Origin of the sequence: Streptococcus sanguinis, from assembly GCF_050222175.1 — a bacterium.
GTDB classification, from domain to species: domain Bacteria; phylum Bacillota; class Bacilli; order Lactobacillales; family Streptococcaceae; genus Streptococcus; species Streptococcus sanguinis_M.
This window is the reverse complement of sequence record NZ_CP071420.1, coordinates 55,327-69,204: the sequence shown is the minus strand read 5'-3', so window position 1 is coordinate 69,204 and position 13,878 is coordinate 55,327. Positions and strand designations below refer to the sequence as shown.

Sequence of the window (13,878 nt, the reverse complement as noted above, 5' to 3'; positions counted from 1 at the left end):
TCGACTTCATCTATCCACCACTCGGGCTTCAAATTGAGCGGGTCTATCGTCAATATTGGTGATAGTAATATTATACGGTTTACTTTTAGTAACATCAAAGATTTTTTTATTAGTATAATTAACTACAATTCCATCTTCCTCCAGGTGAATATTTTTTTGATTATTAGATAGTTTTTTATCAGTCGTTTCACCATTTTCATAAATAGATTGAGAGATATACTGTTCCTTAACATAATAGTAAATTCTAGAATTTTTTTCGCTCCAAACTTCAATACCTGTTAATTTGATTTTTTTATCATCGTTCTTTTTTAAAATCAACTCAGAACTATATCCCAGTTGGTCTGCATTAGGATGCGCTCTCAGCTCTATGCTTTGACCAGGCTGCAAAGTGTATTTACCGTAATTCAAAACTGCTTGAACATACCATATAAGAAACAAACTATATAATAACGCAATAATAATCCGCGATTTCCTATTTTTAAAATAACGGAAAAGTAACACTAGAGAAGTAATAAAAACTATTGAAGTTATCATTCTTTATTCTCCTTCTTGTATGCATCAATTCCATCCTGAACCATAGCCGCGTCTCCTTCATTGTCCCCATAATGACCTTGCAATAAACTCAAGTCATATTTAATATCTGCACCCACTATGAAATATTTATCAACATCAAGATAATCCTTGATGTTCCAGTTTGAAACTCCCATCGACTCGCTAATAATAGCATTAGATGAGACGGTAGATTCTTTTGCCTTCTATAAAAAGCTCGGACGAACCGAGCTGATTATTTATGGTTTCACATTGCCAGAATTTGCTTCTTCTATGGCTTGCTTAATGGTATTGGCATAGAGAGTTCCCCCTTCAATGATGGACTCTGAGTTCGAGCCAAAGTGGACATAGTCTGTCCCTTCCCAAATCTGCGGATTTTCGATAGCAGTTTGATGCCAGTCAGCCACAAAGACATAGTCGTACTTTTTGGCTAATTCCAGTTCATACTCCCGCTGCTGGGCCAAGACTCCGCCCTCTGAGCGACCGTCATAAGGAGTCACGAGGATCAGTTGATGCCCCTTAGGCAGGCTGGAAACATATTCATCCAAAAGCTCATTCGAATAACCAGACGAATTGGTTCCAAGAGCCAGAACAACCTGCTTCTTCAGCACCCTATTAGCAATATCTGTCTTATAGACCTCCAAGCCTGTACTCAGACTGCGACTAACGACAGTGTCTAGCTCGATTCCTGGTAAGATCTGTTGCAATTGATCGCTTGAGCGCAAGGCAACCGAGTCACCAATCATGGTAATCCCGTCTGCCACATTGTACTCAGTCGCCTTGGACTGATCAACCTGACTGCGAGTTGTCTGCATCTTAGTGTCTGCTTGATTCAGAGCATTAACAATCAAACTTTCCTCAAAAGCTCCGACCTTTGGTGCTGTCACCGAGATAAAGAACATAATCAAAGTCAGCGGAATCATACTGTAAAAGATTGGTCTGGTAAGAGACGATAAGTCCATCTTGGTTCCCATGATAACTGGCTGACGACCAGCAAGAGTTGGCTCCAAGATATAGAAAGACAAGGCTGCAAAAGTAAGAGACAGCAGCGTGGTCAAGAGAACAGCCAAGCCGTTACTCATCAGTTGGGTAAAGATAATATAGAATGGCCAGTGGAAGAGATAAACACCATAGCTGGTATCTGCGATAAAGTTGATAACGCTAGGTTCCTTCACATCAGGGAGCTTATCATGCAGCATCCTAGCAGCCAAAATCATCAGACAGGCCAAGATAGTCGAAATCAAGAATCCTACCAGGTAGGTCCAAAGGTTGTCAAACTTGAGCAGGAAGCTGAGCAAAAGCAAAACAGCTGCGCTGCCCCCCATAATTCCTAGCACTTGCTTGAGAGCCAGCTTTTGCTCCAGCATCTTAAAGCGACTGCTGACATGGCCGACACCTGACAAGGTTGCTAGGATACTTCCTGCAAAGAAAGGAAAGATGTGGGTCAAACTTGAGAAATAAATGTCAGAATAATTCTTAGTGGTCAAAGCGCCAGCAAACATTGATATAAAGCTGACCAAAAAGAGACCTGCAGAAACCAGCGCAATCATACCGCGATAGCGGGCTGTTGACTTGGCAACCTTGCCCAAGCCCCAAGCGGCCAAGCCCCAAAGAACATAATAGTGCACTTCTAAAGCCAGACTCCAAGTATGGATCAGGATGTGCGGCACAAACTGACTCTCATAACTGCCGCCTGAGAGCATTTCATAAAAGTTTGTCACAAAGCCCAAAGCAGCTACAATCTGTGTCCCAATCCCAGCCACAAAATCCTTACGTATCAAGAGAGTAAAGGGCATAACGACCAAAATCATAAAGACCAGAGGGGGTACAATCCGATAAAAACGCCGTTTGAAAAAGCCTTGGATATCGATTTCTTTCTTCTTAGCAAACTCGTCAATAAGCAGAGCGGTAATCAAGAAGCCAGAAAAGGTAAAGAAGATATCCACGCCAATAAAACCGCCAGGGAAAACGCCCTGGAAGTAATGATAAAGCAGAACTAGAAGCAGCCCCGTGATTCTGACGAGCGAAAACCATTTAATGCGCATTTTGATAAATTCCTTGTTTAAACGTTCCTTCATAAACGACATTGCCTTCTGTCGTTAGCTTTCCTTGTCCATCGGCCTGACCCTTGCTGAAGTCCCCTTCATATTTCCAGCCAGCCTGCGAGGTAAAAGTCCCTTTGCCGTCAAAGATGCCATTGCGAAATTGACCGGTATAACTGTCCCCATTTTGAAAAGTCATAGTCCCCTGACCGTTCATCTTCCCGCGAACCAAGGTCCCGTCATACTTGATCTTCCCCTGATCCAGCGTTAAAACGCCCTTACCAGGAATCCCCGAGGTAAAGACCAGAATAGCTGACAGCACAATGACCGTTACAGCCAAAAGTTCTAAATTCTGCCGGGTCAGATAGACCTTGTATTTATCGTAAAATTCTTTTACTTTATCCATATTCCTATCCATCCAAATACTCTAGCCACTTCTTGCAGCCAGCCAAGACCAAATCATAGGTTTGGTCAAAATCTCCTGTGTACCAAGGATCTGGCACACTTTCTTCCTCAAACTGATAAATTTTATACTGAAAATCCTCAGGCGCCATCCGCTTCAAATCTCGGACATTGCTTTCATCCATACCGATGATATAGTCAAAATCCGCAAAATCTGCTGTCGAAATCTGCTGAGAAGTCTTGTCCCTATCATAAGAAATGGCATATTTCTTAAAAATAGCCTGTGTTCCTCGATGAATGGGATTGCCGTGCTCCCAGCTTGAGGTTGCCCGGCTCTCGATTTTCAGTTGGTCTGTTAAACTCTTCATGACAAACTCTGCCATCGGACTGCGGCAGATATTGCCCAAACATACAAATACAATTTTCTTCATAGAATACCTCGCTATCTATTATAACAAAATAATGGCAAAAACTAGCTCTGAATCGTTTACAGTTTCCTGATTCTCGTTGAAAACTGGCAAGCCCTGCCCTCTCATGTCTGAAAATAGCAAAAAACCACCGTTTGGTGGCTTTTTGTAGGGAGATTATTTTTTAAAAAGAAAAAAGTTTTAGGAGTTAAGTTAATTTCTTAACTTGGTTATAGTATAATATCCATTTCTTAAAGCTTCCTTAAAATAACTTAAACATTTTACTCTTATCTTGTACTTATTTATTGGGATAGTGAAATTCCAGCTGCGGCCAGCCTTTCTGCCAATTCTTCTTAGCCAAGCGCTCAGCATAGACACGCTGGCGCTCCTTATTTTCAAGAAAATGAGGAGTCGGTCTAACCTGAAAGTTTAAGATATCCTCCAAACCATAGGGAGCAAAAAGTTCCAGTTTGTCATTTGCCAGCAAGCGCAGGCCGATAGCCGTGCAGCGCTCAGGATACTTACTCATGGCTTCGCAAGCATTTTTATAAGGCGCTGTTCCAGGACTATGGCGGTGCATATAGGCTTGATTTCTCAGCTCCCATCGATACTGTGGCCAGTCTGCCTCGAGCTTGACTTCCAGATCTAACGTCTCTGCCTCAGCATAACTCGGATCAAAGAAAATGACATCTACATCCGTATCTGAATCAAAACCTGGTCGCTCTGATAGCATATTCCAGATAAAATTCCTCACACAACCAGCCGCTAGCCAAGAATCCTTGAGCTCCAGACTGCGAATAATTTCCAAAATCGCTCGGATGTCTGGATCTTGGCCTAGTCGGTCTAAAATCTCCTTTTCTGTCATCATTCCTTCATATACTCATATCCTAGATGCTCATAAGCTTTGCGGGTAGCCACGCGCCCAGTCCGAGTCCGCATGACAAAGCCTTTCTGAATCAGGTAAGGCTCATACATGTCCTCTACGGTTTCGCGCTCCTCGGCAATATTGACTGAGAGGGTTCCAAGCCCTACCGGACCGCCACCGTAAACCTCAATCATAGTCTTCAAAATCTTCTGGTCCACGTAATCCAGACCTTCCTGGTCCACATCCAGCATGGAGAGAGCTTGGTCGGTTATCTTATCATCAATCAGGCCATTGCCCATAATCTGCGCATAGTCCCGCACCCGCTTGAGCAAACGGTTGGCAATCCGCGGTGTGCCTCGGCTACGCAGAGCCAGCTCCTTCGCAGCCTCGTGGGTAATAGCCATCTCAAAAATCTCTGCCGTCCGCTCGACAATTTCCGTCAAGTCGCCAGCTTCATAATACTCCATGTGACCGGTAATCCCAAAGCGAGCCCGCAGAGGATTGGACAGCATGCCTGCCCGAGTGGTCGCCCCAATCAGAGTGAAAGGCGGCAAATCCAGATGGACGCTGCGACTGGTCTCGCCCGAGCCAATCATAATGTCGATGTAAAAGTCTTCCATAGCGCTATACAGCACTTCCTCTACCGCCATTGGCAAGCGGTGAATCTCATCTATGAAGAGGACATCCCCCGGTTCAAGGTCATTTAAGATTGCAACCAAGTCTCCGGACTTTTCAATCACCGGACCAGAAGTCTGCTTGAGATTTACGCCTAGTTCATTGGCAATAACAAAAGCCATGGTCGTCTTCCCCAGACCTGGAGGGCCAAAAAGCAGGGTGTGGTCCAGCGCCTCATCCCTTAGCTTAGCCGCTTCAATAAAAATCTTCAGCTGGTCCTTGACCTTGTCCTGACCGATATACTCCTGTAAATACTGGGGACGCAAGGTGCGCTCCACTAATTCCTCATCACCCATTAATTCATTGTCTAAAATTCTACTCATAGAACTATTATAGCAGAAAATAAAGCAGAGGAAGCAAATCTAATCAACGTCTGAACACAAAAAAAGACCACCGGATTGAGTGGCCTTTATGGGAGATTATTATGAAAAAGTTTAGGATTTCTATCAAATAAAGTTAGGAGGTCTTCATTTGATACTCATAGTATACTGCCCCTAACTTAAAGAAACCTTAACTTTGTATAACGTATCCTTTAAAATTTAACATTTGAGTTACAATCCGATAAACTTCCTGTCTTATTCTAAAATTTGAGCAAAAAAAGACCACCGGATTGGGTGGCCTTTATGGGAGATTATTATGAAAAAGTTTAGGATTATCAAACAAAGTTAGGGGGCTTCATTTGATACTCATAGTATACTGCTCTTAGCTTAAGAAAAACTTAAAGTAAAATTCAGTTAGCAAAAAAATTTTGCTTTTGATTGTGGAGCCTTTTTCCTTGCTTAAGATTGGCTACTGAAAACATAGTCTCTGAAAACTGGACAAAGAAAAACGGCAGAAGGAGGTACTGCCGTTTTCTGTGCTCTTTCGCGATTGTTTCTTTATAAAGTTGCTGGTACATCAGCAAAATACACTGTCCTGCTGGTAAAAATCTGACCGGCCTTGAGAATGACATCTGACTGCTGGCTGCTGTGAATGGCATCCGGCAAAGCCTGGGCTTCCAGAGCCAAGCCATTATGCTGAATCATAGGCTGTCCGTCAAACCGAACAGAATCATCCACGCAATTCGCTGAATAAATCACTAGGCAGGGCGCCTGAGTTTGAATGGTCAGGCGGCGGCCCGATGCTGGATGATAGAGCGTGCCTGCCTGGTCTCGGCTTGGGTTTAGCGCAAAGGGATGATCCAAGCCAGATACCAGCTGGATTTGCTCATCGGTCGCATCGAAAATTTCTTTAAGGGCAGCGCCCTTGGTCAGCTTCTTGACAAAGTCACGCTCTGCATCAGCCTTTTTTTCAGGAAGACCGTCAGCTGCGATAGGATAGACACCATCAGTATTAAGCTGCAGGATATGATCATCAATGGGCTGATTGAAACGACCAGACAGGTTGAAATAGCTGTGGTTGGTCGGATTGACCAAGGTAGCCTGATCAGTCTGTACCTGATAAGAGATTTCCAGCTCGCCCTTCTCTGTCAGGGTATAGGAAACCCAGATTTTCAGATTGCCAGGAAAGCCGCCAGTTCCGTCAGGCCGCTCTGCATAAAAGGTGAGCCCGTCATTGCTGACTTCCTCAACCTCAAAAACGCTACTGTCCCAGCCGCTGGAGCCACTATGGTTGCAGTTTAAGCCATTATTGGTCTCTAGCTGAAAGGTCTGGCCATTCAAATCAAACGTTGCTCCGGCAATACGTCCAGCCACCGGACCAATACTGGCTCCATGCTTAGGGCTGTTTCCAATATAATCCTCAAACTGATCAAAGCCAACGACGATATTGTCAAAGTGATTATTTTTGTCAGGGGTAACATACTGGACGACGGTTGCTCCGTAGTTCATGACTGTCAGACGATAACCTCGTTCGTTTTCAAAAGTATAAGCCAGAATCTCCTGACCGCCCAGCTTTCCAAAAATGGATTCTCGGTAAGATTTCATACCAAACCTCTTTTATCTATCCTGTTAAAAATCACGAACTTGCCAAGTCCTGTCTTCAAAAGGCAGGTCAAGCTTGTCCACCCAAGACACCGCTGTTTGGCGCAAGACTTGATTAAGATCCTCGATATTCTGACGGCCTGTCTCGTCCAGCCACGCTCGAGTTGCTACAGCTCCCTCTTGAGCGAAGACTGAGACTGCATCTTTCCAGGTAGCCCGTCCGCACAGAACACCATTAAACTGTGAGCCCGCTTCATGGGCTAGCCGCAGCGTTTCTTGGAAAAGTTCGGCACTGACACCAGCGCTGAGGAAGATGAAAGGTAAGTGCGTCGCATCTGACTGTTCTTTAAAGAAAGCTTGGGCTTCTGTCACGCTGTAGACTGGCTCAACCCCTTCTTTGGTGAAGCCCTCGACAAAGTTCATATTGACCGGCACTTCAACCTTTAAGACATCTACATGATAGCGGGAATCTGAAAAGAGTTTGATTGCCTCATTGACCTTATGCGGCTTAAGCTTGGCATAGTTAGCGTCCAAGACACTGTCACTCTTAGCATCATAGGTCAGAATCTCCAGAAAATAAGGAATATCCTCAGCTAAGCATTCACTGCCCACGCGCTCAACCCAGGCCTGCTTGATGTCGTTGATTTCAGACTTGTCATCCACATCATAGTAAATCAAGACCTTGACAGCATCTGCGCCTATGTATCGGATGCGACTAGCTGACCAGTTAGGCAGCAAGTCCGGCAGGCGGCCCTCAGCTGTTACATCATAGCCGGTCTTCTCGTAGGCCACTATCAGACCGCAGGAAGCATCCCGCAGCTCGGCTGCCGGCAGACCGAACTCTGGATCCAGCAGGATGGAGCTGGCGTAGGGCGTCAGCTGACTAGAGATTAATTCTTTAAACTGAACCAGAGCTTGGTCACCAGATGGCGCATCTTCTCCGCTGGCCAGCATTTTCTTGAGCGAACCACGCTGGTCAATAGCCAAAGCCCCGATAATCCCCTGCTCGTCTGATAATTTTTTCAAATGGCTCACTTTTTTGTGACTGATTTGTAATTTCTCCATAACTTTTCCTTTTCTTACTGCCCAAGAGGGTGAATGATAACTCCTTGTACTACACGATTGACCGTTCCTGTCGGAGACGGCGTATCTGGACGGTTCTTGACCTTGAGCGAGGACAGGAGGGCAAATAGCTGAGCGTAAACAATGTAAGGAAAGATGCGATAGCTATCTCCCAGAGGCTCTTGGGTACTTAGCACTACTTGCTCGACTCCTTCCAACTGCTCCTCCCGGTCAGTCAGCAAGACTAGTCTGCGGACAATCCCGTCACCAGCCACTTCCCGCACCAAGTCCAAATCATAAGCCTTGGTATAGCCATCTGTCGAGCCAAAGACCAAAACGACGGTGTCTTGGTTAATCAGCGACTTTGGTCCATGCCGGAAACCGACTGGACTTTCGTACATGGTCGCAATTTGGCCGGCTGTCAGCTCTAAAATCTTAAGCTGTGCTTCATGCGCCAGACCAAAGAAAGGCCCTGCCCCCAGATAAATGACCCTGCTGAAATCCAATTCAACCAGCTGCTGCACATCTGCAACGCGTCCTAAAACATCCTGACTGAGCTGAATCAAAGCCGCAACCTTGGCTTCCTTCTGGGCTAGTTCAGCCCGGTCAAAGACCAAAAGAGCTGTCAGCATCATGGAGCTGAAGCTAGAGGTCATGGCAAAGCCAGCATCATTAGAAGCTTCTGGCTGCAGGAGCAAAAGATTCTTTTCATCACCTTGGGCCTGCTGGGCTAGCTTGCCTTGGGCAGCACAAGTAATGGTAATCTGGTATAAGTCATCCACCAGCTGCTTGGCCAAGTCCACAGTCGCTACACTTTCTGGGGAATTACCGCTGCGGGCAAAGGAAACCAGCACTGTCGGTACTTCTCTCTTCAGATGCACTAAGGGATTGGCCACGATATCTGTTGTCGCAATAGCGTTGAAATTCCATTTGCGATCATCATAAATCTGCCTGAAATAAGGCGTCAAAGTATCTCCGACATAGGCTGATGAGCCGGCTCCGGCAAAAATGACCTTGATGTAGTCATGTTTGTCCTCGATTTTTTTCAGAAAAGCAGCGATATCTGAGGCCTGAGCCTTGTAACTGTCAAAGGCTTCCTGCCACACCTCAGGCTGCTGATAGATTTCTCTCGTTGTGATGTCAGCCCCCAGACGCTGCAATTCTTCCTGTGAATAATCTAACATTCTCTTTCTCATTCCTTTCCATTATTTGAAAAAAGGGGGAGCGAGACAGAATCCAGAAAATCAAAGATTTTCGGCTCGCTGTCCCACCCCCCAACGATGGCTAGACTTGAACTATGCTTTTAACAAGCTTTTTCAAGCCAGACAGCAACTGCATTTTGCAATGCTGAACCATCCATTTCCCTAGGCCAAGAGGCATCTCCCAAATTCCTCTTAGACCAGTATGCTTGAATCATCCACTGTAGTAAATCTTCACCTATCAGCAATCTCCCATCTGCTGACAGCGCAAGGACTTGACCTAACTAGAAGTGGCTGTTCAAGCTTTTATTCATCTTCATCATCCATTAGACCAGCTAGAACATCATTAACCTTAACAATATTCTCTGCTGCCTTGGATGGATAGCTGACTTCTGCTCCTGTCAAAGAAGCGTTAATAAACTCAATGACCATGGGCAGATTGACCCCCGCATAAAGCTCGATATCCTGTCCTTCCATAATGAAGCGGCTGACTACATTACAAGGAGTGCCCCCCAAGAGATCCGCAAAAACCAAGTAATCCTCAAAATCTTTGACCGTCTCTAAGAATTTAGCTGCGAAGTCTTCTGGACCTTCCTCCGGAAGCAGGGCTACTGCATGGATGTCCTCCTGAGGTCCCATAATCATTTCCGTAGTGGTTTTCAGCTCTTCACAAAAGCGACCATGACTGACTAAAACTAATTTCTTGCTCATAAATCACTCCATTACTCTGGTACTTGTCCCAGCAGGAAGTAGCCGATAGCAGAGAAGCTTACTGCCATGAAAATGATAATGAAGATAGCCTTAGTAGAGTTCATTCCTTTCTTGCCCAAGAGCCAGAAGATAAAGCCTGTAAAGACTGCTGGAATCAAACGTGGGAAAATCAGATTCATCATGTCTTGGAAATCAATAGCTTTTTCACCGATCTTCCATACCCAGGATACTTCAAAGTTGATCATAGTAGCAATCAAACCACCCACCATAAAGATACCCAATACAGAAGCCGCTTCAACAAGAGCTGTCAAAGTACTTTGCATGTTGGTGATGAGATTGACCCCTTCTTTGTAGGCAAATTCTAACTGTTTCCAACGGAAAATGTCATAAGCAACTGCTACAGCAATCCAAAGGAAAATTCCCCAAGGCTGGCCTGCGATAGCCATGGTAGCAGCAATAGATCCCATGATAGCTGGCACAAGAGAGCCAAAGATAGAGTCTCCAAGAGGAGCGAACGGCCCCATAAGACCTGTCTTGATACCGTTGACAGCATCTTTTGATTTAACCCCGTCTTTTTCTTCCATAGCTAGGTCAAAACCTGCAATAATGGTATGGAAGAAAGGTGATGTATTGAAGAATTGCGTATGCAATTTCATCATTTCTTTCAATTCTGGAGTGCCGTCACCGTACATTTTGCGCAGCTGAGGCAAGAGCATGTAGAGATAGCCAGAACCTTGCATCCGCTCGTAGTTCCAGCCTAATTGGAAAGTGAACAAGCTGCGTTTGTTGATCTGTTTAAAATCTTCTTTTGTTAATTTATAATTAGAGTTCGTCATCTTCAATTTCCTCACTTTCTGATTTTGTACTAGCAGCTGGAGCAGCAACTACTGTTCTTTGGCTGTATTTGAAATGCTGTACTGCAAGGAAGATACCAAAGATAGCTACACCAATCATAGACAAGCTTTTGAAGTTGTTGGCAAATGTGATTGCAGCATCTTTTGGAAGAGTTCCAACAATACTAGATACAGCCCCACCCAAAGTTTGAATGTTTGAATAAAGCACAGTCAACATAGCCGTCAAGCCAAAACCAAGAGCTAAGTAGTGAAGATTACGTTTAACTGGAAGGTAACGGAGCAAGATAGCAAACCCGAGTCCTGGAAGCATACGACCAGCCAGCGTCAAACCTGCAGCCAACCATTTCACACCAGCAACACCATCTACTATCGCTTGAACAAATGTTCCACCAAATGCCAGAGCCAGAAAGACTGGGAGGGCACGAGACAGAGCCCAAGGAAGTGCACCTAAGAGATAGTTGCGTTCAATACCTTTATAGTCGAAGCGCTCAATTGCTGCATCCACACGGTGCGCGAAATAAGTCGTTGTCATACGGCCCAAGATATCGAAGTAAGTCAGCAAAGTTGCTACCGGTACTGCGATTGTCGCGATAGCCAACTCTGGCTTAATGCCTTGTGCTACGGAAAAGGCTGTCGCAAGAACGGCACCTGATGTCGCATCAATACGAGAAGCTCCACCAAATGTCCCTACACCAAGAACGAACAATTGCAGGCTACCACCAATAAACAAACCGGTCACTGGTTTCCCCATAATCAAGCCAGTAATAAAGCCAGCAAATACAGGGGATCCTGCTGACGAAACGATGGTCAACTCATCACAGATTTGATAAGCTGAGTACAAAGTGAGTAGTAAAATTTGCCACCATTGTATCATAACAATGTCCTCCTAAAATTTTGTCTTATTTTAATAACTTCATGAAATCCTCAACCGGATCGTTGGGAACCATTTGCGCGGTCAGTTTGACTCCTTTTTCGTGCAGCTTGTGAAAGGCTTCAACATCTGCGTCTACCACGTTGATAGAGCGGGTAATGGAGCGAGTTTCATCTGACTGAGACATATTGCCGACGTTCAGCGTTTCCAGCGGAACACCAGCTTCGACCAACCGCAGGAAGCGGTCTGGCTTGCGAGCGACAATCAAGAGTCGCTGCGAATCATACTTTCCAGCCAAGATATTTTCTGCTGCCTTAGCAATCGGCAAGACACTAAGTTTCACACCAGCTGGCGTTGCGAGCTTGAGTCCGCTCTTTTCGATAGCATTTTCAGCTACCTCATCGTCAATCACCATAATGCGTGAAATGTTGAGCTTGGTAGTCCAAAGATTGGCTACCTGTCCATGGATTAAACGTCCATCGATACGTGCACCTACTATTGTCATAGATTTTCCCCCTTTATTGTTTTAAATGTAGGTTGGTTAACTAAGTGAATGGTTTCGCTGTAGATCCCTTCTGTCTCAAAGATAATGATGCGATTGTCGCCTTCTCTGAGCAGGCTGTGCGGGATATAGAGCGATAGGGTCGGTCCGACATTCCAGAAACGGCCAATGCTGACACCATTGACAAAGACGACGCCCTTGCCAAAGTCGGACAGTTCCAGATAAGTATCTTTAAGCGCTTTCATTTTAAAGTCAAAAGCGTAGAAAGCTGGTTGTTTTTCTTGCCACCCTTTTGAAAAGTCTATCTTTTCTGGATGGTCCAGCGGAAGCGGATAATGCTGCCAGTCAAGCAGGAAGTGCAGATCCTTGCAGACACCCGTACGAATGCCCTTCTGTTGGGTATCTGCCAAGAGTTTGTGCCCATAATTGACCCGGCCCATATTTTCCATCAGAATGTCAAGCTGGTGCTCTGCCTTTTTCTGACCGTCCACCATAATATCCTGACCGATTTCTGTCTGGTACTGGGTTGCTATGTGCTGACCGTCCACATAGAGCTGCATACGGTCGCGGCCGTCAATGACACGGAGTCTTTCCTGATCAGCATCCCAACTAGCCCAAGTCCGATAGAGCAGGTAGCCGACATTTTGCCCCAGCTCCTCCATCTTCATCGGATAGAGACTTTCGATAGGCTCTGCCAAGTCAGGCAGGGTCTCAAAGAGACTGACTTTCTGACTGAGCGGAATATTTCCGAGTTCAAAAGACTCTTTCACCAGTGGCTCCATCTGCGGATACTCTGGATAATGCTCTTTCAGCATCCTCTGGACTGCATAGTACTTATCCGTCGGATTGCCACGCTCATCGAGTAGAGCATCATAGTCATAGGAAGTTACCTGTGGCAGGTCAATGACACCTCTGGCTGAACAGCCGTTCATGAAGCCAAAGTTGGTACCGCCATGAAACATATAGAGATTGATTGAGCCCTGCTTGAGCACTTCGTGAACAGCTTGAGCTAGTTCGTCTGGATCTCGCTTGATGATAGGTTCTTTCCAGCGATTGAACCAGCCGTCCCAGAACTCCATACACATGAGCGGCCACTTTTTGCCATGCTCATCAAAGAATTCCTGCATCTGAGCAAAATTGTAATCTGCCTTAGAGCCGAAATTTCCTGTCACAAAGACATCGTCATCAATCAGCGTACCCGCTTGAAGGGTAGCCCGCCAAGGTCCGTCTGAAGTAAAGAACGGACAGGTTACACCTCGCTCCTCCATGAGCTGTCTGATTGCTTTTAAGTAGGCCTTGTCTTCTCCATAAGAACCGTACTCATTTTCCACCTGCATCATGAGGATGTTTCCCCCATTGTCCAGAAGTCTTGGAGTCAGTCGCGGCAGCAGCTCGTCATAATAGCTGGCTACAGCCTGCAGAAAGGCCTCATCTGATGAGCGGATGCGCATATTTTCATTGAGCAGCCAGGCCGGCAGACCACCGAACTCCCACTCCGCGCAGATAAAAGGCGAAGGGCGGATAATGGCATAAAGTCCCAAATCCTGAGCTGTCTGTAAAAATGCCTCAATATCTAAAATCCCTTGGAAGTCAAAGACACCTTTTTGGGGTTCGTGCATATTCCAGGGAAGATAGGTCTCCACCGTATTAAAGCCCAGAGCTTTGAGATTATAAAGGGAATGATACCAATCCTCAGGCTGTACCCGAAAATAGTGAATGGCTCCCGATAAAATCTTAAACTCCCGATCATCCAAACAGAAGGAATGACCAATTTTGAATCTTGCCATCTGATGCTCCCTCAATTATAAAACCGCTTT

General features: G+C 45.5%; 15 protein-coding genes. All 15 read right to left on the bottom strand.

Going from position 1 to position 13,878, the window contains the following annotated elements; genetic code table 11:
• Nucleotides 1–6 precede the first annotated feature (6 nt).
• The 15 genes from J1C91_RS00415 to J1C91_RS00345 all read right to left on the bottom strand — a co-directional run bounded on the left by J1C91_RS00415 (nt 7) and on the right by J1C91_RS00345 (nt 13,848).
• The gene (locus tag J1C91_RS00415; RefSeq protein ID WP_125438935.1) at nt 7–534 is read right to left on the bottom strand and encodes a hypothetical protein; all 528 of its coding nucleotides are present in this window, start codon (nt 532–534) and stop codon (nt 7–9) included.
• A complete protein-coding gene (locus tag J1C91_RS00410; protein ID WP_185761330.1) occupies nt 531–707 on the bottom strand; it encodes a hypothetical protein in 177 nt (58 codons plus the stop codon). The genes J1C91_RS00415 and J1C91_RS00410 overlap by 4 nt, the downstream gene beginning before the upstream one ends.
• An 81-nt stretch (nt 708–788) precedes the next feature.
• A complete protein-coding gene (locus tag J1C91_RS00405) occupies nt 789–2,594 on the bottom strand; it encodes an acyltransferase family protein (protein ID WP_125438962.1) in 1,806 nt (601 codons plus the stop codon).
• Complete coding sequence (locus J1C91_RS00400; RefSeq protein WP_002908432.1) at nt 2,584–3,009, bottom strand: MORN repeat-containing protein; 426 nt, start codon at nt 3,007–3,009, stop codon at nt 2,584–2,586. The genes J1C91_RS00405 and J1C91_RS00400 overlap by 11 nt, the downstream gene beginning before the upstream one ends.
• Nucleotides 3,002–3,424, bottom strand: coding sequence for a low molecular weight protein-tyrosine-phosphatase (locus J1C91_RS00395; protein ID WP_002908431.1), 423 nt, complete (start codon nt 3,422–3,424; stop codon nt 3,002–3,004). The genes J1C91_RS00400 and J1C91_RS00395 overlap by 8 nt, the downstream gene beginning before the upstream one ends.
• A gap of 274 nt (nt 3,425–3,698) precedes the next feature.
• Nucleotides 3,699–4,268, bottom strand: coding sequence for a nucleotidyltransferase family protein (locus J1C91_RS00390; RefSeq protein WP_002908429.1), 570 nt, complete (start codon nt 4,266–4,268; stop codon nt 3,699–3,701).
• The gene (gene ruvB / locus J1C91_RS00385; protein WP_002908428.1) at nt 4,265–5,263 is read right to left on the bottom strand and encodes a Holliday junction branch migration DNA helicase RuvB; all 999 of its coding nucleotides are present in this window, start codon (nt 5,261–5,263) and stop codon (nt 4,265–4,267) included. Before ruvB ends, J1C91_RS00390 begins: the two co-directional genes overlap by 4 nt.
• A 555-nt stretch (nt 5,264–5,818) precedes the next feature.
• Nucleotides 5,819–6,865 (bottom strand): aldose epimerase family protein, encoded by a 1,047-nt coding sequence (locus tag J1C91_RS00380; RefSeq protein ID WP_002908426.1) that lies wholly within the window; start codon nt 6,863–6,865, stop codon nt 5,819–5,821.
• A gap of 24 nt (nt 6,866–6,889) precedes the next feature.
• Complete coding sequence (gene lacD, locus J1C91_RS00375; RefSeq protein WP_002908424.1) at nt 6,890–7,927, bottom strand: tagatose-bisphosphate aldolase; 1,038 nt, start codon at nt 7,925–7,927, stop codon at nt 6,890–6,892.
• A gap of 14 nt (nt 7,928–7,941) precedes the next feature.
• Complete coding sequence (locus J1C91_RS00370) at nt 7,942–9,120, bottom strand: SIS domain-containing protein (RefSeq protein WP_002908423.1); 1,179 nt, start codon at nt 9,118–9,120, stop codon at nt 7,942–7,944.
• Nucleotides 9,121–9,429: 309 nt separating this feature from the next.
• Nucleotides 9,430–9,834, bottom strand: coding sequence for a PTS sugar transporter subunit IIA (locus J1C91_RS00365; protein ID WP_002894390.1), 405 nt, complete (start codon nt 9,832–9,834; stop codon nt 9,430–9,432).
• An 11-nt stretch (nt 9,835–9,845) separates the two neighbouring features.
• The gene (locus tag J1C91_RS00360) at nt 9,846–10,670 is read right to left on the bottom strand and encodes a PTS system mannose/fructose/sorbose family transporter subunit IID (RefSeq protein WP_002908422.1); all 825 of its coding nucleotides are present in this window, start codon (nt 10,668–10,670) and stop codon (nt 9,846–9,848) included.
• Nucleotides 10,657–11,562, bottom strand: a complete 906-nt coding sequence (locus J1C91_RS00355) for a PTS mannose/fructose/sorbose/N-acetylgalactosamine transporter subunit IIC (RefSeq protein ID WP_002908421.1) — start codon at nt 11,560–11,562, stop codon at nt 10,657–10,659. The genes J1C91_RS00360 and J1C91_RS00355 overlap by 14 nt, the downstream gene beginning before the upstream one ends.
• A gap of 25 nt (nt 11,563–11,587) precedes the next feature.
• Nucleotides 11,588–12,064, bottom strand: coding sequence for a PTS system mannose/fructose/N-acetylgalactosamine-transporter subunit IIB (locus J1C91_RS00350; RefSeq protein WP_002898809.1), 477 nt, complete (start codon nt 12,062–12,064; stop codon nt 11,588–11,590).
• Nucleotides 12,061–13,848: a glycoside hydrolase family 35 protein gene (locus tag J1C91_RS00345; RefSeq protein ID WP_125438937.1), complete on the bottom strand. Its 1,788-nt coding sequence runs from the start codon at nt 13,846–13,848 to the stop codon at nt 12,061–12,063. Before J1C91_RS00345 ends, J1C91_RS00350 begins: the two co-directional genes overlap by 4 nt.
• Nucleotides 13,849–13,878 lie beyond the last annotated feature (30 nt).

What these genes read in the sequence shown, in the direction of transcription:
- J1C91_RS00415 (WP_125438935.1), bottom strand. Translation starts at nt 534, where the DNA reads ATGATAACTTCAATAGTTTTTATTACTTCTCTAGTGTTACTTTTCCGT.
- J1C91_RS00410 (WP_185761330.1), bottom strand. Translation starts at nt 707, where the DNA reads ATGGGAGTTTCAAACTGGAACATCAAGGATTATCTTGATGTTGATAAA.
- J1C91_RS00405 (WP_125438962.1), bottom strand. Translation starts at nt 2,594, where the DNA reads ATGCGCATTAAATGGTTTTCGCTCGTCAGAATCACGGGGCTGCTTCTA.
- J1C91_RS00400 (WP_002908432.1), bottom strand. Translation starts at nt 3,009, where the DNA reads ATGGATAGGAATATGGATAAAGTAAAAGAATTTTACGATAAATACAAG.
- J1C91_RS00395 (WP_002908431.1), bottom strand. Translation starts at nt 3,424, where the DNA reads ATGAAGAAAATTGTATTTGTATGTTTGGGCAATATCTGCCGCAGTCCG.
- J1C91_RS00390 (WP_002908429.1), bottom strand. Translation starts at nt 4,268, where the DNA reads ATGATGACAGAAAAGGAGATTTTAGACCGACTAGGCCAAGATCCAGAC.
- ruvB (WP_002908428.1), bottom strand. Translation starts at nt 5,263, where the DNA reads ATGAGTAGAATTTTAGACAATGAATTAATGGGTGATGAGGAATTAGTG.
- J1C91_RS00380 (WP_002908426.1), bottom strand. Translation starts at nt 6,865, where the DNA reads ATGAAATCTTACCGAGAATCCATTTTTGGAAAGCTGGGCGGTCAGGAG.
- lacD (WP_002908424.1), bottom strand. Translation starts at nt 7,927, where the DNA reads ATGGAGAAATTACAAATCAGTCACAAAAAAGTGAGCCATTTGAAAAAA.
- J1C91_RS00370 (WP_002908423.1), bottom strand. Translation starts at nt 9,120, where the DNA reads ATGAGAAAGAGAATGTTAGATTATTCACAGGAAGAATTGCAGCGTCTG.
- J1C91_RS00365 (WP_002894390.1), bottom strand. Translation starts at nt 9,834, where the DNA reads ATGAGCAAGAAATTAGTTTTAGTCAGTCATGGTCGCTTTTGTGAAGAG.
- J1C91_RS00360 (WP_002908422.1), bottom strand. Translation starts at nt 10,670, where the DNA reads ATGACGAACTCTAATTATAAATTAACAAAAGAAGATTTTAAACAGATC.
- J1C91_RS00355 (WP_002908421.1), bottom strand. Translation starts at nt 11,562, where the DNA reads ATGATACAATGGTGGCAAATTTTACTACTCACTTTGTACTCAGCTTAT.
- J1C91_RS00350 (WP_002898809.1), bottom strand. Translation starts at nt 12,064, where the DNA reads ATGACAATAGTAGGTGCACGTATCGATGGACGTTTAATCCATGGACAG.
- J1C91_RS00345 (WP_125438937.1), bottom strand. Translation starts at nt 13,848, where the DNA reads ATGGCAAGATTCAAAATTGGTCATTCCTTCTGTTTGGATGATCGGGAG.